The organism is Roseomonas elaeocarpi (assembly GCF_042433915.1).
Taxonomy (GTDB): domain Bacteria; phylum Pseudomonadota; class Alphaproteobacteria; order Acetobacterales; family Acetobacteraceae; genus Roseomonas; species Roseomonas elaeocarpi.
On record NZ_JBHLUN010000010.1, the window covers coordinates 258,947 to 283,065 of the forward strand.

The 24,119-nt window shown below is 67.9% G+C and carries 20 protein-coding genes and 1 riboswitch; of the genes, 6 read left to right on the forward strand and 14 right to left on the reverse strand.

Features of this window, described 5'->3' with window-relative positions; all coding sequences use genetic code 11:
• Positions 1–2: 2 nt before the first annotated feature.
• Complete coding sequence (locus tag ACFFGY_RS15915) at positions 3–1,520, reverse strand: FAD-dependent monooxygenase (protein ID WP_377045487.1); 1,518 nt, start codon at positions 1,518–1,520, stop codon at positions 3–5.
• Positions 1,521–1,807: 287 nt separating this feature from the next.
• Here ACFFGY_RS15915 and ACFFGY_RS15920 point away from each other — a divergent pair, with 287 nt between their 5' ends.
• Positions 1,808–2,383: a hypothetical protein gene (locus tag ACFFGY_RS15920; RefSeq protein ID WP_377045488.1), complete on the forward strand. Its 576-nt coding sequence runs from the start codon at positions 1,808–1,810 to the stop codon at positions 2,381–2,383.
• Positions 2,384–2,467: 84 nt separating this feature from the next.
• Here ACFFGY_RS15920 and ACFFGY_RS15925 read toward each other — a convergent pair whose 3' ends face one another.
• The 4 genes from ACFFGY_RS15925 to ispH all read right to left on the reverse strand — a co-directional run bounded on the left by ACFFGY_RS15925 (position 2,468) and on the right by ispH (position 6,166).
• Positions 2,468–3,670, reverse strand: coding sequence for an MFS transporter (locus ACFFGY_RS15925; protein ID WP_377045489.1), 1,203 nt, complete (start codon positions 3,668–3,670; stop codon positions 2,468–2,470).
• Positions 3,671–3,738: 68 nt separating this feature from the next.
• Positions 3,739–4,206, reverse strand: coding sequence for a ribonuclease HI (rnhA, locus tag ACFFGY_RS15930; RefSeq protein WP_377045490.1), 468 nt, complete (start codon positions 4,204–4,206; stop codon positions 3,739–3,741).
• Positions 4,196–5,149: a homoserine kinase gene (locus ACFFGY_RS15935; RefSeq protein ID WP_377045491.1), complete on the reverse strand. Its 954-nt coding sequence runs from the start codon at positions 5,147–5,149 to the stop codon at positions 4,196–4,198. Before ACFFGY_RS15935 ends, rnhA begins: the two co-directional genes overlap by 11 nt.
• Positions 5,150–6,166: a 4-hydroxy-3-methylbut-2-enyl diphosphate reductase gene (gene ispH, locus ACFFGY_RS15940; protein WP_377045562.1), complete on the reverse strand. Its 1,017-nt coding sequence runs from the start codon at positions 6,164–6,166 to the stop codon at positions 5,150–5,152. It lies immediately after the preceding gene.
• A gap of 283 nt (positions 6,167–6,449) precedes the next feature.
• Here ispH and ACFFGY_RS15945 point away from each other — a divergent pair, with 283 nt between their 5' ends.
• Together ACFFGY_RS15945 and ACFFGY_RS15950 are read left to right on the forward strand one after the other, a co-directional pair.
• A complete protein-coding gene (locus ACFFGY_RS15945) occupies positions 6,450–6,983 on the forward strand; it encodes a hypothetical protein (protein WP_377045492.1) in 534 nt (177 codons plus the stop codon).
• A gap of 214 nt (positions 6,984–7,197) precedes the next feature.
• On the forward strand, positions 7,198–7,728 hold the full coding sequence (locus tag ACFFGY_RS15950; protein ID WP_377045493.1) for an ankyrin repeat domain-containing protein: 531 nt from the start codon (positions 7,198–7,200) through the stop codon (positions 7,726–7,728).
• A gap of 135 nt (positions 7,729–7,863) precedes the next feature.
• Here ACFFGY_RS15950 and ACFFGY_RS15955 read toward each other — a convergent pair whose 3' ends face one another.
• The 7 genes from ACFFGY_RS15955 to ACFFGY_RS15985 all read right to left on the reverse strand — a co-directional run bounded on the left by ACFFGY_RS15955 (position 7,864) and on the right by ACFFGY_RS15985 (position 16,301).
• The gene (locus ACFFGY_RS15955) at positions 7,864–8,646 is read right to left on the reverse strand and encodes an SDR family oxidoreductase (protein WP_377045494.1); all 783 of its coding nucleotides are present in this window, start codon (positions 8,644–8,646) and stop codon (positions 7,864–7,866) included.
• 7 nt (positions 8,647–8,653) lie between these two features.
• Positions 8,654–9,748 carry an ABC transporter substrate-binding protein gene (locus tag ACFFGY_RS15960; protein WP_377045495.1) on the reverse strand — a complete coding sequence of 365 codons (1,095 nt, stop codon included), beginning with the start codon at positions 9,746–9,748 and terminating at the stop codon, positions 8,654–8,656.
• The gene (locus ACFFGY_RS15965; RefSeq protein WP_377045496.1) at positions 9,745–10,491 is read right to left on the reverse strand and encodes an ABC transporter permease; all 747 of its coding nucleotides are present in this window, start codon (positions 10,489–10,491) and stop codon (positions 9,745–9,747) included. Before ACFFGY_RS15965 ends, ACFFGY_RS15960 begins: the two co-directional genes overlap by 4 nt.
• Positions 10,491–11,351, reverse strand: a complete 861-nt coding sequence (locus tag ACFFGY_RS15970; protein ID WP_377045497.1) for an ABC transporter ATP-binding protein — start codon at positions 11,349–11,351, stop codon at positions 10,491–10,493. Before ACFFGY_RS15970 ends, ACFFGY_RS15965 begins: the two co-directional genes overlap by 1 nt.
• The gene (locus ACFFGY_RS15975; RefSeq protein ID WP_377045498.1) at positions 11,341–12,801 is read right to left on the reverse strand and encodes an acyl-CoA reductase; all 1,461 of its coding nucleotides are present in this window, start codon (positions 12,799–12,801) and stop codon (positions 11,341–11,343) included. Before ACFFGY_RS15975 ends, ACFFGY_RS15970 begins: the two co-directional genes overlap by 11 nt.
• Before the next feature lie 116 nt (positions 12,802–12,917).
• On the reverse strand, positions 12,918–14,039 hold the full coding sequence (locus tag ACFFGY_RS15980; RefSeq protein WP_377045499.1) for a LuxE/PaaK family acyltransferase: 1,122 nt from the start codon (positions 14,037–14,039) through the stop codon (positions 12,918–12,920).
• 83 nt (positions 14,040–14,122) lie between these two features.
• Positions 14,123–14,245, reverse strand: a riboswitch (TPP riboswitch).
• Between the two features lie 616 nt (positions 14,246–14,861).
• Complete coding sequence (locus ACFFGY_RS15985; protein WP_377045500.1) at positions 14,862–16,301, reverse strand: SGNH/GDSL hydrolase family protein; 1,440 nt, start codon at positions 16,299–16,301, stop codon at positions 14,862–14,864.
• A 463-nt stretch (positions 16,302–16,764) separates the two neighbouring features.
• Between ACFFGY_RS15985 and ACFFGY_RS15990 the strand changes: the two genes are divergently transcribed.
• From ACFFGY_RS15990 to ACFFGY_RS16000, 3 genes are all read left to right on the forward strand, one after another.
• Positions 16,765–16,968 (forward strand): site-specific integrase, encoded by a 204-nt coding sequence (locus ACFFGY_RS15990; protein ID WP_377045501.1) that lies wholly within the window; start codon positions 16,765–16,767, stop codon positions 16,966–16,968.
• Between the two features lie 309 nt (positions 16,969–17,277).
• Positions 17,278–18,609, forward strand: coding sequence for a tyrosine-type recombinase/integrase (locus ACFFGY_RS15995; protein ID WP_377045502.1), 1,332 nt, complete (start codon positions 17,278–17,280; stop codon positions 18,607–18,609).
• Positions 18,610–18,941: 332 nt separating this feature from the next.
• On the forward strand, positions 18,942–21,380 hold the full coding sequence (locus tag ACFFGY_RS16000) for a class I SAM-dependent DNA methyltransferase (RefSeq protein WP_377045503.1): 2,439 nt from the start codon (positions 18,942–18,944) through the stop codon (positions 21,378–21,380).
• A gap of 818 nt (positions 21,381–22,198) precedes the next feature.
• Here the strand turns inward: ACFFGY_RS16000 and ACFFGY_RS16005 are convergent.
• Both ACFFGY_RS16005 and ACFFGY_RS16010 read right to left on the reverse strand, forming a co-directional pair.
• Complete coding sequence (locus ACFFGY_RS16005; RefSeq protein WP_377045504.1) at positions 22,199–23,509, reverse strand: hypothetical protein; 1,311 nt, start codon at positions 23,507–23,509, stop codon at positions 22,199–22,201.
• A gap of 207 nt (positions 23,510–23,716) precedes the next feature.
• On the reverse strand, positions 23,717–23,926 hold the full coding sequence (locus ACFFGY_RS16010; protein WP_377045505.1) for a helix-turn-helix domain-containing protein: 210 nt from the start codon (positions 23,924–23,926) through the stop codon (positions 23,717–23,719).
• Positions 23,927–24,119: the final 193 nt, after the last annotated feature.

Below are 24,119 nucleotides of genomic sequence, written 5' to 3' on the forward strand. Positions count from 1 at the left end.
CGTCAGCCCAGGACGAGGCCCCGCACGTCGCAGTATTGCGCCAGCGCGGCGGGGGAGGCTTCCGGGTCGGCGAGGGCCACGTAGCTGTCCGGCCGCAGCAGGTAAGCGGCATCCTGCCCGAAGCCGGCCTCCCTGTGGGCGGGTGTCCAGGCGATGGAACGCAGCGGCAGACGGTGCTGCTCACACCAGCGCCGCAGCTCCGCCCTGGCCGTGCCGTAGAGGTGGACCTGCCAGCCGATCGCGGGCAGCGGGTCGTGGTTGTCGGATCCCCCGGACCGCACCCAGGGCAGGCGGTCGCCTCCCTTCACCGTGCCGGCCCTGCCCTCGCTCAGCGGGCTGTCGTGGTAGTGCAGCATCGTCTGCGACACGACCCTGAACATGAACTCGCGCACGCTGCCGAACTCGTAGGCAACGCTCGCGAAGCTCGGGAAAAGCCGCGTGCGCACGAAGTCCGCGACGCTGCCCCCGGCGGTGGCGAAGGTGAAGAAGCGGTCCGTCGTGTCCACCAGCGTGCGGGCAAAGCCCTGCCGCTCCACCTCGTAGCTGTCGAGCAGGCTGTCCGGCGCCCGCCCCTTCACCGCGGCCGCCAGCTTCCAGGCCAGGTTGATCGCGTCGCTGATGCCGGTGTTCATGCCCTGGCCGCCGGCGGGGCTGTGCACGTGGGCCGCGTCGCCGAGCAGGAAGGCGCGCCCCTGGCGGAAGTGGTCGGTGACCCGGTGATGGACCCGGTAGGTGGAGAACCAGTTCACCGCCTCGACCCCGAGGCCCAGGCTCGCCATGGACTCGTGGCTGACGTCCTCGAAGCGCAGGGTTTCGGCATGCTCCGCCCGTTCGTCCTGGACAGTGCCGATCAGCCGGCACTGCCTGCCTTCGCCGTAGGGCAGCACGAGCAGGAGGTCGCCGCGGTCGAGGGCGACATGCGCCTCGCCGGGATCTCCCAGCGGGGCCGCCTCGGCATCGGCGACGTAGAAGACCTGCCGGTAGGTCCCGCCGTCGAAGCCCGTGCCGAGCTGGTGGCGGACGGTGGAGCGGGCCCCGTCGCAGCCCGCCAGGTAGCGCGCCTCGCAGCGCTGCTCCGTGCCGTCGGGCATCCGCAGGCGGGCGGTGACGTGGTCCGCCTCGTCCTCGAAGGACAACAGCTCGGTGCGCCGCTCCACCGTGACGCCGACAGAGGCCAGGCGCTCGATCAGCAGCCGCTCGTGATGGTCCTGCGGGTAGGTCAGCACGAAGGGATAGGCGGTGAGGTCGGACCCGGCGTTTCGAAAGGCGATGCGCGCCCTGTGCCGGCCGCGGGCCCAAAGGTTGATGGCCGGAACCGGGTGCCCCGCCGCGACCACCGCCTCCGCCAGGTCGAGCTGGCGGTAGAGTTCGAGGGTGCGGGCCTGCACGGCCATGGCGCGCGAGGTTTCCCCCGGCCCAGCGCTCCGGCCGATGATGCGGACCTTGACCCCCTGGCCGGTGAGCCAGAGTGCCAGCACCAGGCCGGTGGGGCCGGCCCCGACGATCAGGACGTCCTGCATCCGCACGGCCTTTCCACGCCACCGATGGTGCCGGAATCGTTAGCGGCCCGGCGAGCGCCGGGTCAAACAAAAGGACGGCCGGTCCGGGATTGCGAAGGTCGGTGGGTTCCGGGATGCGAACCCCTGCGCAGCCGGAGATGCCGGGTGGGGGATCATGCCGCGCTGGTTCCTGGGGTGGAGCGCCGGCGGCCGGGCGCGCAACGGCGCTCGACCCACCGGTCGCGGCGGCCGGTTGCCGCCCCCCGCCGCTTTCGGGCATCACGAGGCATCACGGACGGGGACGCAGGATGCAGGAAAGGCCGAGGTTTCCCGAGAACAGCCTGCTGGTCGCCATGCTCGGCGAGCAGGCGGCGGTGGAAGCGCGGCGCGCGGCGCGGCGCCTGCGGGCGGAGGGCGCGCCCATCCTGGCGGTCGACGACGAGATCGCCGCGCTGGCACGCGGGCTGGCCGGTTCCGAGGTGTCGCGCTCGCCCGCCGTGCCCGACGCCCTGCCGCCGCTGTTCTGGCTCGAGACCGGGCGGGAAGACGATGCCGGTGTCCGCCGGATCGCGGGATGGGTCGTGGAGAAGAAGCGGGGCGGGCTCGCGGCCCACGGCTTCGGCATCGCCCCCGGCCCCGGGGCCCTGCCCGAGCCGGAGGGAAGCGCGACGGTGTTCTTCGGCGCCGGTGCCGGGGAGGAGGACGAGGAAACCCGCACCGTGCGGGGCCTGGTCACCGCCGTTGCCCTGCCCGAGATGCTGGCGCAGATGGGCGAGAGCTCCCCGGTCGTGCTGATGCCGGCCGATCCGTCCGCGCAGGATGCGGCGCTGCTGCGTGGCCTCCGACTGTCGGTGGCGATGTCGCCGGACTCCGCGCCGGACTGAACCCGCCCTTGCGCGGCCGACCCTGCCCGCCGGTTTCCGGAGGGCTTTCCGCAGGGATGCGGGCAGGATCGTCCTCCCCTGGCCTCACGCGGGCCGGCGGATGCTCAGCCAGGTCAGCGGGATCAGCGCCAGCAGGGTGATCGCGGCGTTGAGCATGAAGGCGGCGCCCATGCCCCCCGCCAGGAGGGCCACCGCGCCGAAGAGCGGCGGGCCGATGATGTAGCCCAGGAAGATCAGGATGGTTCCACCCGCCATGGTTTCGGCGATCATGCCCGGCGGGGCGCGGTGCGCCATCTCGGCATTCTGCACGCCGTTCCAGCTGGACACGGCGATGCCGGCAATGGCCGCGAGGAGAAAGAGGCTCCAGACGGGCCAGTGCGTGCCGCTCAGCGCCAGCGTGGCGGTGGCGGCGGCCGAGGCCAGGCAGCAGAGGCGGAGCACGACGAGGCCGGGCACCACCCGGTCGGACAGGTAGCCCAGCAACATGCGGCCGCCGATGGAGATGGTCTGCATCGTCGCGAACAGGGCGCCGGCGAGCGGCAGCGGGAAGTTCAGCTCGATCACCGCGTAGGTGACCAGAAAGGCGAACCAGGCGCCCTGCCCCACCGCCATGAAGCTTCCGGCGAGGCCCACGGCGAAAAGCCCTGGCGCCTTGCCGAGCACGCTCAGCGGGCGGGTGAGGTTGGCGGGCGACAGAAAGCTGGCCGCGCTCAGCCGGCGGGTGCTGTCGCGCCCGGCATCCAGCCGCCCGCGCATCGGCTGCACCACGAGGATCGTCAGGACGGGGACCAGGGCCACGGCGGCGATGGCGCCCTGCCAGCCGAGGCTCGCCGCGGCGAGCGGGAGGCCGATGCCGGCGAGCACGCCGCCCAGGGGCACGCCCGCCTGCTTGATGGAAAAGATCAGGTTCCGGTGCTGGGGCGGGGAAAGGCGCTGCAGGATGTCGCCCCCGCCCGAAACGGAGGGCCCGTAGCACAGGCCCATCAGGAAGCTGCCCGCCAGCGCCGCGAGGTCCAGAGGCAGGGTGAGCATCAGCGCACCGACGACGCCCACGGCCATGCCCGACTGGAGGCTCCGGATGGAGCCCAGGCGGTAGATCAGCGGGGTTCCGGCCATCAGGAAGGCGACCGACCCCGCCGTGTTGAGGGCCGAAAGCCAGCCGATCATGTCGGGGGACCAGCCATGGGCCGCCAGCATGGGCGGTGCGAGGGTGGCGACGATGCGGGACAGGATGGTGGCCGTGGTCTGAATAACCAGCACGGCGGCGAGGGGTGCAATCCAGGACATGCTGGCCGCCATTCTCGGTGCCTAGGAGAGAAAGGAAAGCAGCGCTGCCCGAGTCACCGGGCGGAAAACTACCGCCCCAGCGCCATCCTTGCCGCGGTGGCGAGCACGTCGGCACGCTCGTTCATCGGATCGCCGGAATGGCCGCGCACCCAGCGCCACTCGATCGCGTGCGGCTTGGCGGCGGCGAGGAGGCGCTGCCACAGCTCGTAGTTCGCCACCGGCTCCTTGGCGGCGTTCTTCCAGCCGTTGCGGACCCAGCCGTGCACCCAGCGGGAGATGCCGTTGCGCACGTATTCGCTGTCGGTGTGCAGCACGACCTTGCAGGGCCGCTTGAGCGCCTCCAGCGCTGAGGCGGCGGCGGTCAGTTCCATGCGGTTGTTGGTGGTGGCGGGCTCGCCGCCGCTCAGTTCCCGCTCATGGCCCTCGTAGCGCAGGATCGCGCCCCAGCCGCCCGGGCCGGGATTGGGCTTGCAGCCGCCATCGGTCCAGATCTCGACCTCGCGCAGCGCGGCGCCGTCGGCGGTCTCATCCGACATGGGCGGGCTCGGCGCGGAAGTGTTCGAGGCGGGCGAGGTATTCCATCGGGTCCTTGCGGGTGACCAGCGCGCCGGGCGGCGTGTGGGTCCAGTCAAACAGGCGCGTCAGCAGGAAGCGCAGCGCGGCGCCGGCGCAGAGCACGGGCAGCGCCGCGTGCTCCTCGGGCGAGAGGGGACGCACGGCCTCGTAGGCGCGGATCATCGCCGCGGCGTGCTCCGGCCGGAAGCGCAGCTGCGTGTCGAAGCACCAAGCGTTGAGGCTGACCGCCAGGTCATAGGCCAGCAGGTCGGTGCAGGCGAAGTAGAAGTCGATGATCCCGCTCAGCCGCTCGCCCTGGAAAAAGGCGTTGTCGGGAAACAGGTCCGCGTGGATGTGGCCGCGCGGCAGGTTTGCGGCGGGCCAGTCGCGCAGGATCGCCTTCAGGTGACCCTCCAGCGCGTCGCACAGGCCGGGGCGCAGCGCGTCGCCGCCGGCGCGGCACTCGTCCAGCAGAGGCGCCCAGCTTTGCGGGCCCAGCGCGTTGGGGCGCTCGGCCGCGAAACCCTGCCCGGCCGCGTGGAGGCCGGCCATGGCGGTGCCGAGCTCGGCGCACTGCGCCAGCGTGGGCTCCCGCAGGCCCTGCCCGTCCAAGAAGGTGCAGATCGCCGCCGGGCGGCCGCAGAGCTCGCGCAGCGCCTCGCCGTCGCGCGCCGCGACCGGCAGCGGGCACGCGACGCCCCGTGCCGCCAGGTGGCGCATCAGCCCGATGAACCAGGGGAGTTCGGCCGGGTTCACCCGGCGCTCGTACAGGGTGAGGACGTAGCGGCCCGCGGTGGTGTCGAGCAGGAAGTTGCTGTTCTCGACGCCCTCGGCGATGCCGTGCAGGGCCACGGGCGCGCCGAGGTCATAGTCGCCCAGGAAGGCGGCGAGCGCCGCCTCCGGGACCTCCGTGTAGACCGCCATTCAGTCCTGCAGGGCGGCAGGAAGCTTGAAGGTGATGTTCTCGCGCGCCACCACGATTTCCTCGATCTCGAGCTCGAAGCGGGTGCGCAGCCGGTCCAGCACCTCGTCCACCAGGATCTCGGGCGCGCTGGCGCCGGCGGTGATGCCCACCGTCGCCACGCCGTCCGCCAGGGCGGGGTCGAAGTCGCGGCCGCGCTGCACCAGCACGGCCCGCGGGCAGCCGGCGCGCTCGGCCACCTCACGCAGGCGGACCGAGTTGGAGGAGTTGGGCGCACCCACCACCACCATCAGCTCCGACCGCGGCGCGATCGCCTTGACCGCCGCCTGCCGGTTGGTGGTGGCGTAGCAGATGTCTTCCTTGGTGGGGCTGGCGATGTCGGGGAAGCGGTCCTGCAGGATCGACACGATCTCGATCGTGTCGTCCACCGACAGCGTGGTCTGGGTCGTGAAGGCCAGCTGCACGCCGGCCGGCGGCTGCACGGTGCGCGCCTGGGCGGCATCCTCCACCAACGTCACTGAACCCTCGGGCAGCTGGCCCATGGTGCCGATCACCTCCGGGTGGCCGGCATGGCCGATCAGCAGGATGTGGCGCCCGGTGGCGGAATGGCGCTCGACCTCGCGGTGGACCTTGCTCACCAGCGGGCAGGTGGCGTCGAGAAAGAACATCTCGCGCGCCCGGGCCTCGGCCGGCACGGACTTCGGCACGCCGTGCGCCGAGAACACCACGGGCTGGCCGTTGTCGGGGATCTCGTCCAACTCCTCGACGAAGACGGCGCCGAGCGTCTCCAGGCGCTCCACCACGAAGCGGTTGTGGACGATCTCGTGGCGCACGTAGACGGGCGCGCCGCGGCGGGCGAGCGCTTCCTCCACGATCTTGATGGCCCGGTCCACGCCGGCGCAGAAGCCGCGGGGGCCGGCCATCAGCACCTTCAGGCGCTGCTTGGCGCCGGGCGCCGGGCGGGGCGGGTCACCGCCGGAAACGGCGGGGCGGGCGAGGTCGGTCTCGGTGCTGAGCATGTCGTGGGGCATGTTGGCGTCGGGCGTCTCTCGTGCCAGTTGGGGCGTGCCGTCAGTAGGGCTTACCGCGTAGGGCGTGTCAGGCACCGGGAGATGTTACCCGGCCGGGCTCGCCGCAACCTAGCGGTCCGCGGGCTGCGGGGACAGAGGGAGTGTTTGCATGGCTTATCGCGCGTTGCCCAGGGGGAACTCGCTGGGGGTGGTGCCGGGGGTGTCTTCGGGGGCTCCTTCGAGGGTTCGGGCCGGGGAAGCCCGGGTCGGCTCCCGCCCGCGCAAGGGGCGCATGGCCGGGCTGCTGGCCCTGATCGCCCTTGGCCTGGCGGGCTGCGGGTCGAACCCCAAGGATCCGCTGGCCAATGTTCCCGCCCCCTGCCCCAACGTGGCGCTGCTGGGCGACGCGGCCGACCTGTCCCGCTACGCCGGCGGCCGCGAGGACCTCACCACCATGGTGCTGGACGCCAGGCTGACCGGCTTCCAGGCCAAGTGCGACTACGCCCCCAACCATGCCGGGCTGGACGTGACGCTGCGCCTGGCGATGTCGGCCGAGCGCGGGCCTGCCGCCACCGGCAACACCGCACAGCTGCCCTACATGGTCGCGGTGGTCTCGGCCGATGAGTCGGCGGTGCTGGCCCGCGCCACCTACACGGCCCAGGTGGAGTTCCCGGCCAATGTCAGCCGCGTGCAGACGCAGGGCGAGGAGCTGTCGATCCGCATCCCCGGCGGGGTCGAGCAGGCCAGGACCCGGCGCGTGCTGCTGGGCTTCGTGCTGACGCCCGAGGAACTGGCCGTGAACCGGCGCCGCGGCCCGCGGGGGTGATCCGCGGAAACGATTTCCGGGGGTGATCCCTTGAGGATTGTCCCTGGGGGATTGTTCCGGGGAACTATTCTGGGGGGATCATCCCTGGGACAGGCCCCAGGGCTGCTTTCCCAAGCCGCAGGGCGACATCCCGGCGCGCCGGGGTGCCGGTGCCGGATGCCGCCCTCCGACGCGCACGCTTGCCTCCCCTCCCCCAGGTCCCGAAGCTGGGTCCATGACCGAATCCGCGACGCCACATGGCAGCACCATGTCCCAGGAACAGATCGAGATGCTGTTCTACGGTGCTGCGCGTGACGGGCGGCTGGAGATGCTGGGCGCCTTCCTGGACGCCGGAGCGGACCCGAACCGGCCGGACGCGCGCGGCTTCCCGCCGCTGATCCTCGCTTCCTATAACGGGCAGCTGGAGGCCACGGAGCTCCTGCTGCGGCGCGGCGCGGCGGTGGACGGGCGCGACAGCAAGGGCTCCACCGCCCTGGCCGGCGTCGCCTTCAAGGGCGAGGTCGCCGTGGCACGCTGCCTGCTGGACGCGGGTGCCACCGTCGATGCCCCCAACGAGGCCGGGCGCACGCCGCTGATGTTCGCGGTGATGTTCGGGCGGCTGGAGATGGCCGAGCTGCTGCTCGCGGCCGGGGCCGACCCGGAGCGCGCGGATGCCGAGGGCCGCACCGCCCTGACGATCGCCCAGGCGAGCGGCAGCGCGGCGCTGCTGGAATGCCTGTACAGGGCCGCCGGCCGGAAGGGCTGAACCGGTTGCCGCGCGCGCTCCGCGCCGCGTGGCTTCCGTGGTGACCGGCAGCTTCCTGGCGCCTGCCGCCCGTGCATGTCCGGACCGAGCCCGGAACACAGGGCGCGGCTGAGCCCGGCCGGGTCCTGTGGCGGCTCAGCCCGCGCCGCCCGCCATGACCAGGCCGCCATCGACGAAGATCGTCTGCCCCGTCACGAAAGCGCTGAGGTCCGAGGCCAGGAACAGCGCCGGGCCGGCCACGTCGGCCGGTGCCGCGAGGCGGCGCAGCGGCGTGGCGGCGGTGATCGCCTCGCGCAGGTCCTCACGCGTGACCCGGCTCGCCTCCGTGGGCCAGACCAGCCCCGGCGCGATGCAGTTCGCCCGCAGGCCGAGCGGCCCGAGGTCGGCGGCCAGGGCGCGGGTGAAGCCGATCAGCCCGGCCTTGGCCGTGATGTAGTCGTGGTAAGGCACCGCCGGCCGCGCCACGAGGTCGCTCGCCACCGTCACGATGCTGCCGCCCGGCTGCCGCTCCAGCAGCGGCATGAAGGCCTGGCACACCGTGAAGGCGGCGCGCACCGAGCCGTCGATCTGCCGCTGGTAGTCGTCCCAGGCAAGGTTCCGGAACGGCGTGCGCGCTTCCGCGTCGAAGAGGTAGGGCGCGAAGGCGTTGCAGACCAGCACGTCGAGACGGCCGAACTCCCCTTCCACGCCGCGCGCCATCGCCGCCACCGCCGCCGCGTCGGTCACGTCGGCCTGCCAGACCAGCGCGTCTCCGCCCGCCGCGCGGCAGCGTTCCGCCGTGGCCTCGGCGGCGTCGGCGTCGCGCCGGTAGTTGACCACCACCGCCGCCCCGGCCGCGGCGAAGCTCTCGGCGATCGCCCGGCCGATGCCGCGGCCACCGCCGGTGACCAGCGCGACGCGCCCCGCGAGATCCGTCATCGCCGCCTCAGCCGCCCAGCAGGTCGGAGCGCACCACGGCGGGCACGTCGATGGCGTTCTTCAGCAGGCCCAGCTCGCGCATCATGTCGGCACCCCGCTGCAGCACCGCGAGGTCGAAATGCCCCAGTCCTTCGCGGCGGGTGGTGTCCGACACCGAAGAGGCGTTGCGCAGGTCGATGATCCCGCGGTTGATCGCCTCGTCGCGCCCGTTGATCGCCCGCGTGACAGCGAGGCGCGCCGCCTCGTCGGGATGGTCGATCATCCACTGGGCGCTGTCGCGATAGGCGGCGAGGAAGTCGCGGATCAGCGCCGGGCGTTCCCGAAAGGTCTTCTCGGTGACCACGAACACGTCGCTGGGCAGGTTGATCGTGTCGCGCACCTCGATCACCGTGAAATCCTTCAGGCCCCGGGCCTGCGCGACCTGCAACCCGGTGTCGGTGGCCGCGGCGACGTCGATCTGCCCCTGGATCAGCGGCCCGAAGTTGAGCGGACCTGCCACCTCGACCGTGACGTCGGCTTCCGTGAGGCCGGCCGCGTGCAGCAGCAGCATGAGGTGGATCCAGGTGCCGCTGCCGCGCGCGTAAACGCTCACGCGCTTGCCGCGCAGATCACGCGGCGTGCGGATGCCGCTGCCGGCGCGGGCCACGAGGTTGAACACGTTCTGCGGGTAGATGTTGTAGACCGCCACCAGCTTCTCGCCGGCATCCAGCGCCAGGAAGAACGAGGCGGGGTCGGTGAAGGCGATGTCGGCCTGGCCCGTCAGCATGTTCTGGATCGCCGCGGCGCTGCCCTGCCCCGGCAGGTAGTCGAGCGCCACGCCGTGGGCCTGGAAGAAGCCTTTGTCGGGTTCTGCCAGCATGTTGGTGATCTCGCTGATCGGCGGGCCCCAGCCGGCGACCGTCACCTTGCGGAGTGCTCCGCCCCCACCCGCCCCCTGCGCCGTTCCAGGGCGCGCGTCCTGCGTGGCACCACCGCGCGCTTCCTGCGTGGCACCACCGCGCGCTTCCTGCGCGACGCCACCACGCGCCTCCTGCGCAATACCACTGCCCATGGGCAGGGTGGCCAGCGCACCCAGCAGGGCGGCACGGCGGGACATGGTCATGGCAGGAACCTTTCGGACAGGATCAGTCGCTCCGCCAGCAGCGTGGCGCCGTAGGCGGCGCTGCCCAGCGCGACGATGGCGAGCAGCAGGGCGAACATCAGCGCCGTGTCCATCATTCCCTGCGCCGCCATCACCGCGGCGCCCAGGCCGTCGCGGCCCATGATGAACTCGCCTACCACGGCGCCCACCAGCGCCAGCACCACCGCGACCCGGAAGCCGGCCAGGATCACCGGCAGCCCGGCCGGCAGCCGCAGCCGCAGCAGCGTCTGCCAGCGGGTGGCCCGCAGCATCCGGAACAGCTCCAGCCGCGCCGGGTCCACGCGCGCGAGGCCGGTCACCGTGTTTTCCAGGATGGGAAAGAAGCAGACCAGCGCCGTGATCACCACGATCGAGCGCATCCCGAAGCCGAACCACAGGAGGAACAGCGGCGCCAGCGCCAGCTTGGGCACCACCTGCATGGCGATGAGGTAGGGCTGCGCCAGCCGCCGCAGCGCCGTGCTCTCGGCCAGCGCGGCGCCCACCGGCAGCGCGAAGCCTGTCCCGAGTGCCAGGCCCAGCCACATCTCGCCCGCCGTGACCAGCAGGTGATGCAGCAGCCGGCCGCTCGCCGCTTCCTCGAACAGCACGAGGGCGACATGCGCCGGGCGCGGCAGCACCAGCTCCGACAGCGGGACGAGGCGGCAGGCCAGTTCCCAGCCGCCGAGCAGCGCCGCGAGCAGCAGCAGCGGGACCGCGCGCCGCATCACCGCGCCGATCCTGTGCGGTCCAGCGCGGCGCGCAGAACCCGGCAATGCTCGTTGAAGGCGGCGTCGTAGCGGATACCCGGCGGCCGTGGGCGCGGCAGTTCCACCGCGACCTGTTCCACGATGCAGCCCGCCGACATCAGGGCAACCCGGTCGGCCAGGAACACCGACTCCGCGATGTCGTGCGTCACCAGCAGCGCGGAAATGCCATCGCGCGCGCAGAGGGCGGCCAGGTCTTCCTGCAGGGCTTCGCGCGTCAGGGCGTCGAGCGCCGCGAAGGGCTCATCCAGTAGCAGCACGCGCGGCGCCGCCACCAGGGCACGGGCGACCGCGACCCGCGCCTGCTGCCCGCCCGACAGCTGCCGCGGATACCGCCCCGCGAGGCCGCCCAGGCCCAGCGCGTCGAGCAGTTGCAGCGCACGGTCGCGCCCCCGGTCTCGATCCCCGCGCAGCGACAGCGGCAGCAGCACGTTGTCGAGCGCGGTGAGCCAGTCCAGCAGGGTCGGCGCCTGGAACACGAAGCCCAGCCCCTCGGCCGGCCCCTGCAGTGCCCGTCCCTCGACGCGTACCCGGCCCTGGCTCGGCACCAGCAGCCCCGCGGCCAGCTTCAGCAGCGTGGTCTTGCCGCAGCCGCTGCGGCCCAGCAGGACGTGGAAGCGGCCCGTCGGCACGGTCCAGTGGATGCCGGACAGGATCGGCGGGTGCTTCGGCGGCGCGTAGCCCACGCCGTCCAGCACGATCGCCGCAGTCGCCGGCGTCAGCCCCGCATCCGCGGCCGGCGCGACCGTCACCGGCGCGGGTGCGGGCGCCGAGGCGCCTGCCCCGGGCTGCGTCGCGGTGGTGGCGCCTTCAGTCGGCATAGGGCGCGTAAAGCTCCGCCTGCGCTTCGGCCGCCGGGTCGATCTCGGTGATGGTCAGGAGGTCGAGCAGGTTGAAGCGACCGTCATTGTGCCAGCCGGCATCGGGCGCGGTCATCGCGCCCAGCGCCGCGATGCGCGTCACCCCGGCGGCACTCAGCGCCTCGGCCAGCGCGTGCAGGCGTCGCGGCGGCGCGGCGACGCCTGCGGCCTGCAGCAACTCGCGGAAGGGGGCCACCAGCGCGGCCGCCTCTTCCAGCGCGTCGAGCGCCACCACCGTGACGCTGCGGTTCAGCGCCGCCGGGCGCAGCGGTTCGGCCGCGTCCGCGTAGGACACGCACCAACCGAGGTCGGGCGCGGACACCACCGCCCGGCCCGGCTGCGCCACCGCGCGCGCTTCCTCGCGGTCGCGCCATTCGGCCAGCGCGGCGGCCTCATCCAGGGGCAGCAGGCGACGCGGGTGGCGCGCCTCCGCCGCCGCCAGCGCCGCCGCCAGGTGCCGGGCGAAGCCGGCGGGGTCCACCGCGCCGCCGCGCTCGGCAAAGATCATCTGCGGCGCGAAGCAGCCCTGCTGCTCGAAGCGGGCGATGTCGCGCGCGACGAGGTTTGCCGCCGCGGGAGCCCGCCCGGGCGTCAGTGCCTCGCGCCCCACCATCCCGAAGCTGAGCTTATGGCCGTGGCCCACGAAGCGCGTGCTGCCCGGCAGGCGATTGCGGATCGCGGCGAGCGTCCGGTTGCCGCCAAAGGCCACCACCGTGTCGGCGGCGTCGAAGGCCGCCTGCTCGGCCGGGTCGGCGCCACCCTTCCAGCACAGGATGGCGAGGCAGCCCGCCAGGCGCGGCTCCGCCTCGGCCAGGAGGGTGGCGAACCAGCCGGCCAGCAGCGGTTCCGCGGCCGACACCTTGCCGATCGTGCCCGCCTTGACCAGCAACCCGCGCACCAGACCCCAGACCGGCAGGCCGGGCACGTTGCCGGCCCAGACATGGAGCAGCAGCGCCGGCCCCCGGGCGCGCGCCAGCCCACCCCGCGCCTGCGGGCGGAACCCGTCCAGCACGCCGGGGTCGGCGAGGTCGGCGGCCAGGAAGCGGCGCAGCTGCGGCAGTCGGAAGTTGCGGAAGGTGGCCGTGAGCCCCAGCCGCACGCTCTCGCCGTCGTAGCCGGTGACGATCGGCAGCAACTGCTCGGCCCGTTGGCGCAGCGGGTGCGCGCGGTCGAGCATGCGTTCCGCGGCGGCGTCCACCGCGGCGGCGATCGCGTCCACCGGCATGCTGCGCAGGGTCGCGGCGGCCTCGTCGCGGATGCGGCCGGCCAGCGCCGTCATCGCGGGGGCGTCCAGCGCCGGCAGCGCGACCTCCAGCCGCTGGCCGCCGCGCTCGAAGTGTTCCGTGCGCCAGCCGTGTTCGGGCGCGGCGCCGTCGACGGACGGGGGAAGGTAGCCTCCCACCTCCCTCACGGGGCGAGCCCCACGGAACCGGGTCTCACTAGGCCGAGCCTCACCACGTCCAGCCTCACTGGGCTCAGCATCACCGAGCCGAGCATCACAGGCCGGGCCTCACCGGACCGGCTTCCTCACCCGGCCGCCGGGGCACGCGCGGCGCCGAGGAACTCTTCCAGCGCCAGCGAACACCCTTTGGCCTCGGCGCCGCCCACCCGGCCCAACAGCACGAAGCCGTCCTCCTGCATCACGCCCAGGTCCTCGGTCAGGATCGCCGAGACCACGCCGAGATGGGCGAGGTCGTGGTGCGCCAGCACGCCGGGCGTGCCGTGCGGGGCATCGCGGCCGGTGAGCGGGTCCACCACGCGCGAGCGCAGCCAGGGCATCGCGCGCTTGACCGAGGGCTGCCGCGCGTTGCCGTCGTCGTAGAACTGCGAGCTCAGCTCGGTCATGCCGTACATGTTGATGCAGAGCTCCGCCGGCACGCCGAAGGCGGCGGTGAGGCGCGCGTAGAAGAGCTCCGGCGGGACTTCGCGCGACTGGCCTTTGAAGCCACCGGTGTCGAAGATGCGGCTGCCCGGCGGCAGCCGGAAACGGCGCCCGCCCGCCTCCAACTGGTCGAGCAGCTGCACGAAACTGTAGCTGGCACCCAGCAGCGCGAAGGGTTCGCCCGACGCTTCCGCCCCGCGCAGCGCCGTCAGCAGCGCCGGCAGGTCGATCCCGTCGGCATCCATGAAGACGCGGCTGCCGGGCGCGCCGTAGTGCCGGATCGCGAGCGCCAGGTAATGCGCCAGCGAGGAGTTCGGCAGCGCCGCCTCGTCCGGAAACAGCACCGCCATGGGCATGCGCGCCGCGCCGCGCATGAAGAAGTGCTCGAAGCCCAGGCGCATCGAGCGGTCGTAAAGGTCGAGCGAGCGGTGGAACACGCGCCCGCGCCGGCCAGCCCGCGTGGTGCCGCTGGTCATGAAGGTACGGGCCGCTTCCCCGGGCGGGGTGCAGCCCAGGTCGAGGTCCTTGAAGGCGTTGATCGGCACGGCGGGGATTTCCCGCCAGGAGCGCACGGTGCGGGGCGAACGGCCGCGCTGCCGGGCGAAGCGGCGATAGGCCGGGTCGTGCTCGAACTGAAAGGCGAAGATCGCGAGCGCCAGCGCCTCGAAGGCGGCCTCGTCGGGCGCCGGCAGGTCCATCAGGGCTTCCACGCGGGCCCGCAGCGCCGTCTCGGCCCCGAGCGGGGTGGCCTCTTCCACCACGGTCATCTACCCCCTCCTTCCGCGCGGCCCTGCCGCAGCCGAACAGAGATGCCGGGACGAGCGTCAGATGGGAGAAGAGGGCGCCGATCCGGCACCCGGTTTCCGCATCCCTCCGCCGGTACGACCCGGATCAGGTTCAAAGGGTCACCGCGCTGTCCCGGGTGGGACGGTCGGACTCTCAGCCTCCTGTCGAGGCCCCCCTGCGAAGATCGGAGCAGTAGGCAGGCCGCCGCGCCGTGTCAATCAAACGGCTGCGCAGCGCCCGGGTAGGCGCCCGGGCAGGCAAATGCCGCGACGGGCGAATGGCCGGGCCATCGTCGTGGCGGCAGCCGGCCGGAATGGCCATGCGGAGGTGCCGGGATGCGCGCGGCAGCTTCAGCGCATCGTCCAGGCCGCGCCGGGCGCCGCGCCGTTCCTGGCATTACCGATCGCTTCGGCCTCCAGGCGGTTCTTGCGGCGGCCGTTGATCTTCCACCAGGCCTTGCGCGGCTTGCAGCAGGGTCGCCGGCTTCGCGCCCGGCCGCGCCTGTGATGCGCCAGCCCGTTCCCGCGGCGCAGAACCGCCCGGCAGCAGAGTGTGGTAGTGCGCTGCCGGGCGGCTAGCCTCCGCGAGGAGGCCGGTCGCCACGCTACAGCGACGTTCTGTCCAGCGCAACGAAGAACAGGCCGAAGGTCCGGTAGGTATGTCCCGGACTATCCGACCGGCCGCTTCGCCGGCAACGGGCGTGCCCGCCCGTGATGGAAACACTCCGGCAAGCCGCGCATGGCGGCGGAACTTCGTTCAGATGGCCGCGGCGGTCGTCGAGGCTGCCGGGCGACGTGCGATCGTCAGGCCGCGTTCACCTTGCGCAAGGTGGCCTGGCCGGCCTTCACGGTGACGGAAGCGCCTGCACCGCCCGTGACGAGCGACATGGCGACCCGGAACCGGATGAGCTGGTGCCCCTCGGAGGCGGGCGCACGCACGGTGATGCGGGCTGCCTCGGCGCCGAGGATGCCCGACCAGGCATCGGCCGGGCCGGCCTGGAAGCGGTTGGTGAGGAGAGGATCGATCGTGGCCACCGGCGGCGTGCCGGTTCCGGCCTCCTCCCGCAGTTCCAGGTAGACGCCGGATACGCCGGTGGAGGCGCTGACCTCGATGTCGAGGCAGCCTTCCAGCACGTCGCCCGGGGCATAAACGCCACTGCTGAACCGGATGAGCTGGTCCAGCGCCACCACCTCCACGAAGTCGGCCGCCACCGCGCCGTTTGGATTGACGCGGTCGGTGATGGTGACGACCTGCCGTTCGCCCCTGCTGCCCCAATTCTCCTTCGAGCCGACGATCGTTCCGGAGTTGCCGGGAGCAGCGGTGCTCAGCGTCCAGGACGTGGCCACGCTGCCGGAAACGCCGGCCACCGCCCTGCCGTCGCTGCCCTGCAGGAGTCCGTTGGCCAGGAGGTTGCCGCCGGGATTGTCCTCGGCGTCGTAGGTGTCGAGGACCGACCTGATCAGGTGCGGCTCGTTGCCGGCGTTGAGCATGGGCGCGAGCATCGCGAGGTGGACCGCGCCCTCGGCGAAGCCGCCGATCGCGCTGGGATGGGTCAGGTCGGGCGTGGGAAGGTAATCCTCCGTGACGCCGGCGCGCGGTCCGCCCGTGAGCGGATCAACCCACTGCAGCCAGGGATCGATCACCTGGATGCCGTCGCGCCTGCGCTGCTCTGCTAGGATCCAGCGGTTGACGCGCAGCATCAGCCGCTGCGCACGCAGGATCTGTTCCTCCGTGAAGGCGCCGAAGCCGCCGTTGGGCCGCACCGTCACGAGGTTGACGAAGGCACCGATGGCGGCACAGCGGTCCAAGATCTTTCCCAGCCGTTCCGTGATGCCTTCGTAGCTGACGTCGAGGGCACCGCCAGGCAGTGTCCTGCAATCATTGGTGCCGACAGCGAGTGTGATGACGTCCGGCTTGAACGGCACCACGTCCCGGTCGAAGCGCGCCAGCACGTCGGCGGTCGTGTTGCCGGAGATGCCTTTGTTGAGCGACTGGTTGAAGAAGAACCGCTTGCGGCTGCGGATGTGCGCCCAGACCATGTAGCTGTTGGAACTGGCCCGCGCGGTGATGCTGTCGCCCAGGGTCAGCATGGTCAGGCGGGTGTTCGGCACCCGCGGCAGGCTGGTGAGCAGGCCGCCACGGAAGGCGAGGTTGCGACCGAGACCGGCCGTCGCCGCAGCCCTGACGGCAATGCTGTCCGCCCCGTTCGGCGTCGCGGCAGCACCATCGTGGCCATCCATCATTCCGGCGCCCGTGACAGGCGCAATGTCCGCAACGATGCCCGAGGATGACGGGGAGCCGCTCGTACCGGGCGGCGTGCCCGTGTCTCCGATCCGGCCGACGACCCGAAGAACCCTGCGGTCAGCACCGGCGGGCAGCACGGCCAGCAGAGGCGACCGTCCACCCTCCCCATCGTTGCCCGCTTCATCATCACCCGGAGGCACGATGGGAAGAATTGGCGCCACGCTGTGGTTTCCCGTCTGACCGGTGACGGGGTTACCGCGCGGATGGTTACCCAATCCATATACCTGCGGTTGTCCACTGCGGGTGATCGAGCTGAGCCCGCAGGTGGTGCGAGACCTACGGCGGTTCCCGAAAGCTCCAGCATGTGCTGACGGCAAGCCGGTGCGGTTCGTCTTCTGGTAGGCTTTCGGGACTGGTGGAGCAGGCCGCTATCGGCAACCGGCAACCCTGTTCGCGCGGCTGGTGCGACAGTTGGAGGCTGAGCAGGGCGCGCGGTTCCGGGCCTTCCGATGTCGCGATCTACGGCACACCTTCTCGGTCCGGTGGCTTGAACAGGGCGGCAATGTGTACGCCCTGAGCCACCACTTGGGGCACAGCCCAGTCGACACGACGGATCGGGTCTATGGCGCTTGGCTGAGAAAGGAGCGGCGGCGCGCGAGGGCCTGAAAGCACCCCTGGCGCAAAAACCGGGACAGCGGCCTATTTGAACAACCCTGTGCGGGTCGGGGATGCGAGCAACAAACCATTGTAATCACTGGCGGAGAGGGTGTCCGCCTGGAATGTGGTTCTCACCGTTTCCAGCCGGTTCCGAGGTTACAAATAAATCCAATATTTGCAGCCACTTGCAGGATATACTGTGTCCGGCTGCTTCCAGCCGACTCCAGCCAACCCAGCTCACAAGTAGGGACCAAAGTAGGGACCGATTGAGCCGCGTTTGGTTGGGCGGAGGCGGCCACGGATGGAGGGATAGCGGTAGTGGCAGGCAAGCTGACAGCACTCGGAGTGAAGGCCCTGGCAGCTGGCAGCAGAACTGCCCGCTTCAACGACGGTGATGGGTTGTACCTGCGTGTCCGGGCACCCGGCCGCGCCGATTGGGTGTTGCGATACCGCGTCGCGACGAAGCTGAGGGACATGGGGCTCGGCCCCTATCCTGAGGTCCCCCTCGCTCGGGCGCGAGAACTCGCTGCGGACGCCCGCCGGCAGAGGCGGGGCGGGTATGACCCTATCGATGCCCGCAAGGCTGCAAAGCAGGCCAAGGCTGCCGTTCACGAGCCCACGTTCCGTGAAGTGGCGAAGATCTACATCGCGAATCACTCTCCTTCCTGGCGGAACAGCAAACACGCCGCACAATGGAAGAGCACGCTCGAGGCCTACGCCTATCCCTTCTTCGGGGATCGCCGCGTCAGCAAGGTAGACCGTGAAATCGTTCTGGAAGCACTGCGCGCGATCTGGACCGCTAAGCCCGAGACGGCGAACCGCTTGCGAGGCCGCATCGAGGCGATCCTGAACCTCGCGAGCGCCCGGGGATGGTGGTCAGGAGCGAACCCAGCGGACTGGAAGCATCTACAGCAGGATCTTCCATCTCCCCGCCGGGTGAAGGAGCGGCAGCACCAAACCTCCCTCCCCTACAGCCGTATCACCGCCTTCCTGCAGGAGCTCCGGAAGCGGAGGGGGCTTGCGGCCCAGGCACTGCAGCTCACCATCCTCACAGCCGCGAGGACCCAGGAAATTACCGGAGCCCGCTGGGGAGAGATCGACTTCGACGAGGCTGTCTGGACGCTGCCAGCCGCGCGCATGAAGGCTGGCAAGAGCCATCAGGTGCCGCTTTCGGCCGCGGCGATCGCCGTACTGCGCCCGCTCAAGCCTGCAGCTGCAACGCCGGAAGACTTCGTCTTCCCCGGAGCGAAGGCAGGCAAGTCGCTGTCCAACATGGCCATGCTGGAACTCGTGCGCGGCATGAATGAGGAGGGGAAGTCGGCTACCAAGAACACTAGGCCGCGCTGGTGCGATGCAGAGGGCCTAGCGATCACCGTGCACGGTTTCCGCGCCACTTTCCGCGTCTGGGTTGGCGAACAGACGCAGTTCCCCCGGGAGCTCGCTGAAGCGGCACTGGCACATACCATTCGGGACAAGGTCGAAGCTGCCTATGCCCGCACGGGACTGTTGGAGCGGCGTAGACCTTTGATGACGGCCTGGGCGGAGTGGTGCAGCCGACCGCAGTTGGTTCAACGCGGCGGTACAAAGCAGACGCCCGCCCCTACCCCCGAGGCGCGGGCGGTAAGCGGCGGGCTATCGCATCACCCCTGAAGCCGGCGGACTCAGGTGACATAGCACCAACTATCACTCGCCCTGCCTCATCTCCAATACTCATCACTGAGCGACTCCGAATAAATTGGCTTCCATCCAGTAGAAACTACCAGTTCTTCAGAGGCGGGAATAATATCAGACAGCCTAGTCGCAGAAATTTAGGGTTCTCTGGGTTGCCTACGTCATACCGTCGAGCTTGTAGTCCGAATCCCTCTCTGTTATTGCTCTGTTCTCACAGTGCCTAGGCATGTCAGGGCGCACACAGGGACACTAGGGCAATGCACAGCTTGGCGGAGCAATGGGGAGCAAGGTGCGGCTTGGCGCCTGTCACAATGTTCGCCGAAGCTGAGTGCCACAATGGCTACCACCATCTCCTCCTCGATGGAGGCTTGGGCAGTTTTGCCTTCTCCGAAAGCTCCGAGAGAATCTGGCGTGATCCGCGTACCGCGGCGTGGGCATGGTCCAGCGGTGTACCGCATCACGTCACCGTCACGGCACAAGAGGTCTCCGTGGTTCGGTGGGATCGACCTGGTGCGGAAGAGTTTTCGCGACAAAGTGTAGAAAACGACTTGTCTGCCTTCTACTCCTACCTTGTCGCTGATCGTGTTCAGTCAACACGTCGCGTGGTCGAACACCTCGTAGACGTGTTCCAGCGCACACGTTCACTCATCCATGGCACTGTCGAAGATGGTGCAGCTGTGCGCGCATATCTCGGCATCCTCGCCAAAGCAATCAACCGCGCAGAAGTCTCACATCCTATCTCTCTACCCGATCCGGATCTGCTCGCTTCACTCCCTGCAGCAACTGTAGATCTGCTAGTAGCTCGGACGCTCGCTGCGTCTGGGCATTCTCTCGGCCACTCCAAAGTTTGCCTCCTCCCCGATCTCGCTGTGCGTCACGCTGGGTCTGAGATTTTCCAGGAAGCACATTTCGCTCTTGTCTCCGCAGGCGACGGCGATCTGTTGGACGGGATGTCGCCCGCAAAGTCTATTCGGAAGACGCGCGGCACTAGCCACTTCACACCACCGGCTCTTGCTCGCAGCTTGGTTGAGCAGACCTTCGCTGAGCTGGGTGATCTCAGCATACTTCCCACCCTCACTGTTCTTGATCCAGCATGCGGGTCAGGATCGTTTCTCTATGAGGCAGTTCGCACTGCGCGTCGCGCGGATTTCAAAGGCCAGCTCAAGCTCATCGGCCGTGATCTATCCCGCGCCGCAGTGGACATGGCCCGCTTCGTCTTGAATTTCGCTGCAAGGGACTGGTCACCGAACGGTGGCATCGATGTTGATATCGAGGTCGCTGATGCCCTTGAAACTGAGATGCCGCAGGTCGATGCCGTCCTGATGAATCCACCGTTCATGGCTTGGTCTGTCATGAACGGTGCTTTGCGCGACCGCGTGAAACAGATTCTCGGAGATGCGGCCAGAGGGCGAGGCGACATTTCAATGGCTTTTGTGTCACGCGCGCTCGATGCTGTGCGTCCAGGCGGCGCTATAGGGGCAGTCATGCCGGCAAGTATTCTTGCCTCAAGCGCTGCGGAAGGTTGGCGTTCCTCTATCCGTGACCGCGCTGATCTCCGGTTAGTTGCCTCTCTGGGTGAGTACGGACTTTTCGCTTACGCAGCAGTGAACGTTGCAGCTCTTGTGGCGAAGCGCCATAGCGCCCGCGTTCGTGACGATCGCGATGTTGTTGCCGTGGTTGGTGGACGCACTCCCGAGGCTACGGGTGATGCACTTCGTGCTATTCGGGGAGTGGCTGACACAGTGACCTATGGCACAGCACAGCAATCCTGGCAGGTCTTTGCTGTACCACAGGCTGTCTTTGACAAAGCTCCCACATGGCGCCCGTTTAACCCTGTCGTACGTCAAGCGTTGTCGCGACTGGAAACGCTCGGGCTTACTCGACCGCTCGGGGAAGTATTCGAGGTTCTGCAAGGCGCGCGCACAGGCTGGGTAAACGGCTTTGTGCTGAACAGCGCTCAGCTTTCCGCACTAAAGAAGTCCGAACAGCGCTTCTTCCGTCCAGCAGCAATGGGCGACAACGTAGTTAACGGCAGCCTCGAAAAAGATCGGTACGTCTTCTTCCCGTACAATGAAGATGGTCCGTTGCTTGCGTCAGAAACTGATCTGCACCGCGAGCTTCCCGAGTATTTTGAGCGCTACCTTCTACCTCGGCGAGATATGCTGTCTCATCGCAAAACCCATATCGGGCGCAGCGACTGGTGGACACTTGCTCGGCCACGTGGCTGGAATAGTTCCTCTCGAGCGCGCATCGTCTCCAAATACTTCGGTGGCGTAGGTGGCTTCGCCTTGGATCGCGACGGAGCCTATGTTGTTGTGCAAGGCTTTGGATGGTTCCTCCGTCGCACCGCAGCTAATCAGCAAATGAATGCACTTATCGGCATCAGCGATGATGACGAAGAGCAGGCCGATTTTTTCGAAGCTGAAGGCGCGTATGAAGCATCCAACATCCGGGAGAAGGACCTATTATCTGCCTACGTATCACTTTTCAACTCTAATGTGTTCGAGCAACTGCTTGCGACTTTCTCGTCCCATGTTGCAGGCGGTCAATACGATTTGAGTTGGCGGTTCGTACGCCATATTCCAATTCCTGACTTTGATCTATTATGGAAAAGGGAGGCTCAAGCGTCAGAGATCGCCCGTCTTATTGAGTTAGGAGAAGAGCCAGACCCAGAAGATCGCGCTTGGTCCCGAAAAGTCGATAGAGCACTGCACGGCTTTTATGGAGCCGAGCTTCTCGCTCTGCTGTAAGCAATGACTAACCTCGAACCGTTCCACGTACCGGTTAAGTCTATCAGCGACCACTTTGCACAGGTTGAGGGAATCCTTGCTGCTTGCCTCGACCCCAGTGTGGATGCCAAGCTTGGTCTAGACGAGCTCGAAGCACGCATTGTCGCCGGCTTACAAGGCGCCGGAATGGAAATCACATCTCGGAACAGGGGATTGCACCCTGTTCGTGTCGCACCTCTCCTTCAGCTGCGTGATGGACTTTGGGCTTGGCTCGGATACCAAGAGGAATGGTCGCGCTCACCAGGGGGCGGACCTCGACGCGTTTTCTTCCGTTCCAGTTCTGTCAGCATTTACTTCGGCTTCCGTCACATGGATCCCAAGCCTCAGATCTTCCGTGCCGAGTGGGCTGGGTATGATCTGAAGGATGGTAAGTACCGTTTCCAAGGCGGTAAAGCTGGCCACCCACATTGGCAGTTTGACGCAGTCGAGAGCCTTCTAAGCGATGACGACGCAGACAAGGCAGCTGATTTGGCTGCTCTACTCCGCCATGAGGCAGGCGGAAGCCAAACGCCCGCCGACTTTTCGCCTCAACATCTTGGGCTTGTCTCCACCGATGTACATGGCTTGGTGTCATCAAGAAAGATTGCCGGCATACACTTCGCCAGCGCCGGCCAATGGTGGAGGGACCCTGTCCATGCTCACGCACCGGCTAACGTTATGAATATTCGTGTTTGGTTAAAGCGAACTCTCGAGTATGTCCTCCAAGAGCTTGAACGGGTCTGATACTTCGGATCGGGCCAGCTTAGAAATGAAGAAACAACTGGCAACGACCATTGCCATCAAATGGAAGCCCAATGCACGCCGTGCCTGCTTCTATTTTCTGGTGTAAGCAGCATATGTCCCGGCAGTGGTTCACCTACGCTATGCCTTCCGATCCTGTAAGATACAACTGTCTCCTCAACTGCCCAGCTCTCGTAGGAGCGAGTGGTCACTTCAGGAGCGAGGTAGTCAGCATAGACCCATCGTAACCGGCTACCCGAAGCGTCGAAGTCTCTCATTTCCTTAGCGTTGAGGAAATGGCGGATGGCGTCGGTCGTAGTGCCCCCCCAAGACTCAACGCCGACGTGAACAACGCCAGGTCTGTCACACTGAATTTGTCCTGCGGCGCCAGCCACTACCTTGCGAAAGTGCCCAGCCTTCTTGAATACAGCGTCCGCAGATGCACTCAGCCAGCTAACTACACTCGCTTGATAAACTGCCTCGGCCCAGAACGGACTTCTCTCAGAAGGCCGCCATTTTGCAGCCATGCTGTGCGAGAAATCATGATTGTAGCGCCCAACAAGCAACTCAATCATGCGGCTCGAGCCATAGTAGACGTCATCTGCGGCAAGCACTTTATGAGCCAGACCCCAGTTTACATCGCGGATCACACCCCGCCCTTCGCTGTCAGACCAAGCGTGAGGTGCGGTGCCACCAAGAAATGTCCGCAGGTGTCTTACGAGGTAATCATCCGGCACTTCATGCAGCTCAACTTTGTACGCCACCTGCACAACAACGGATCGTGACGCATTCAATGCAAGCTCGTGCAGCGGTTTGGCCAACTGCTTCCCTCGCATCTTCTCCTTCATCTCGTAGCCGGAGCGGTTGAGGCGCTTACATTCAACCGCCCAACGCCTCCTGCCCTTCTCCACCTTGATGTCGTAGGTGCGGGCAATTCCGGGCATTTCCGGAACAAACTCCACCTTCCAACCATGTCGCTTGTAGGCAAGGGCAACCAGCAACTCGAACAATCCACCGTCCGGCTGAGCACGTTCCGCGTTCATGAAGCGGGACACTCGCTCCTCGACACCCGAGATACTGCTCAGATCTCCCAGTTCCATCGCGATTCTGGTGAGAGACGGCACTATGCGAGCCGCTTCCTCCGGAATCCAGTGAAGGCGCTCTTGAGCATAGGCGTTGGCCTGGAACATGTACCAAGCAGCTGCATCGCGAAGATTATAGAGCGAAACAAGCTCGCCGGAAGTCCAAGCTGACCGGGCCTCCAGAAAGCGGCTTCTTACCGCCTCCATCCTCTCAAAAAATGATCGCTTATCAGCAAAACTCGTGAGCCAGTTTATGGCACGCAGAACTTCATCATCCTGCCAGTCCATCCCTGTCCGCGGTGCAGTCCACGCAGGATTTTCAGGGCTAATTCTCATCCTTGAGTGCTTGTGAAGCGAGCGTAGGAAACTGCAGCAGTTTTTGGGATTGCAATGTGACCTCCCGCCAGCGGAGGGCTCGCAGCGACATGGTCGACGTAAGAAGTACTACCTTTGTCGGTCTGTCCCGCATGGAGGCGTGCCACGAGTTCGCGCGGATCAAGCATCCTGCGCAGCCGCCTTCTTCAGCCTCACTCCGGCCCCTCCCCCATTCTCCGGAATGAACTCGCACCCAGCCGCTTCCAATGCAGCCCGGATCGCAGCGAGGTTGTTTGGATGAGGCGTTCTGGCCCCGCGTTCAAAATCCACCAGGGTCATCCGGGAGACTTTGGCCGCCATTGCAAGCTCAGCCTGGCTCCACGCCAGCATGGCCCGTGCTCCTCGACACTGAGCAGCAGAAAACGAGCTTTCAGACAAACGTTGATCATCCTGCTTGACTTTGGCGACTGAGATGAACAAGTTGCCATGAGTTTGGCAAAAAGCCAAACGTTAGACGGCCGGATGATGAAGGTTGCAGCTCCTCACCCGGCCTAACCGCAACCCGGAAGCACGGAGCAACCGG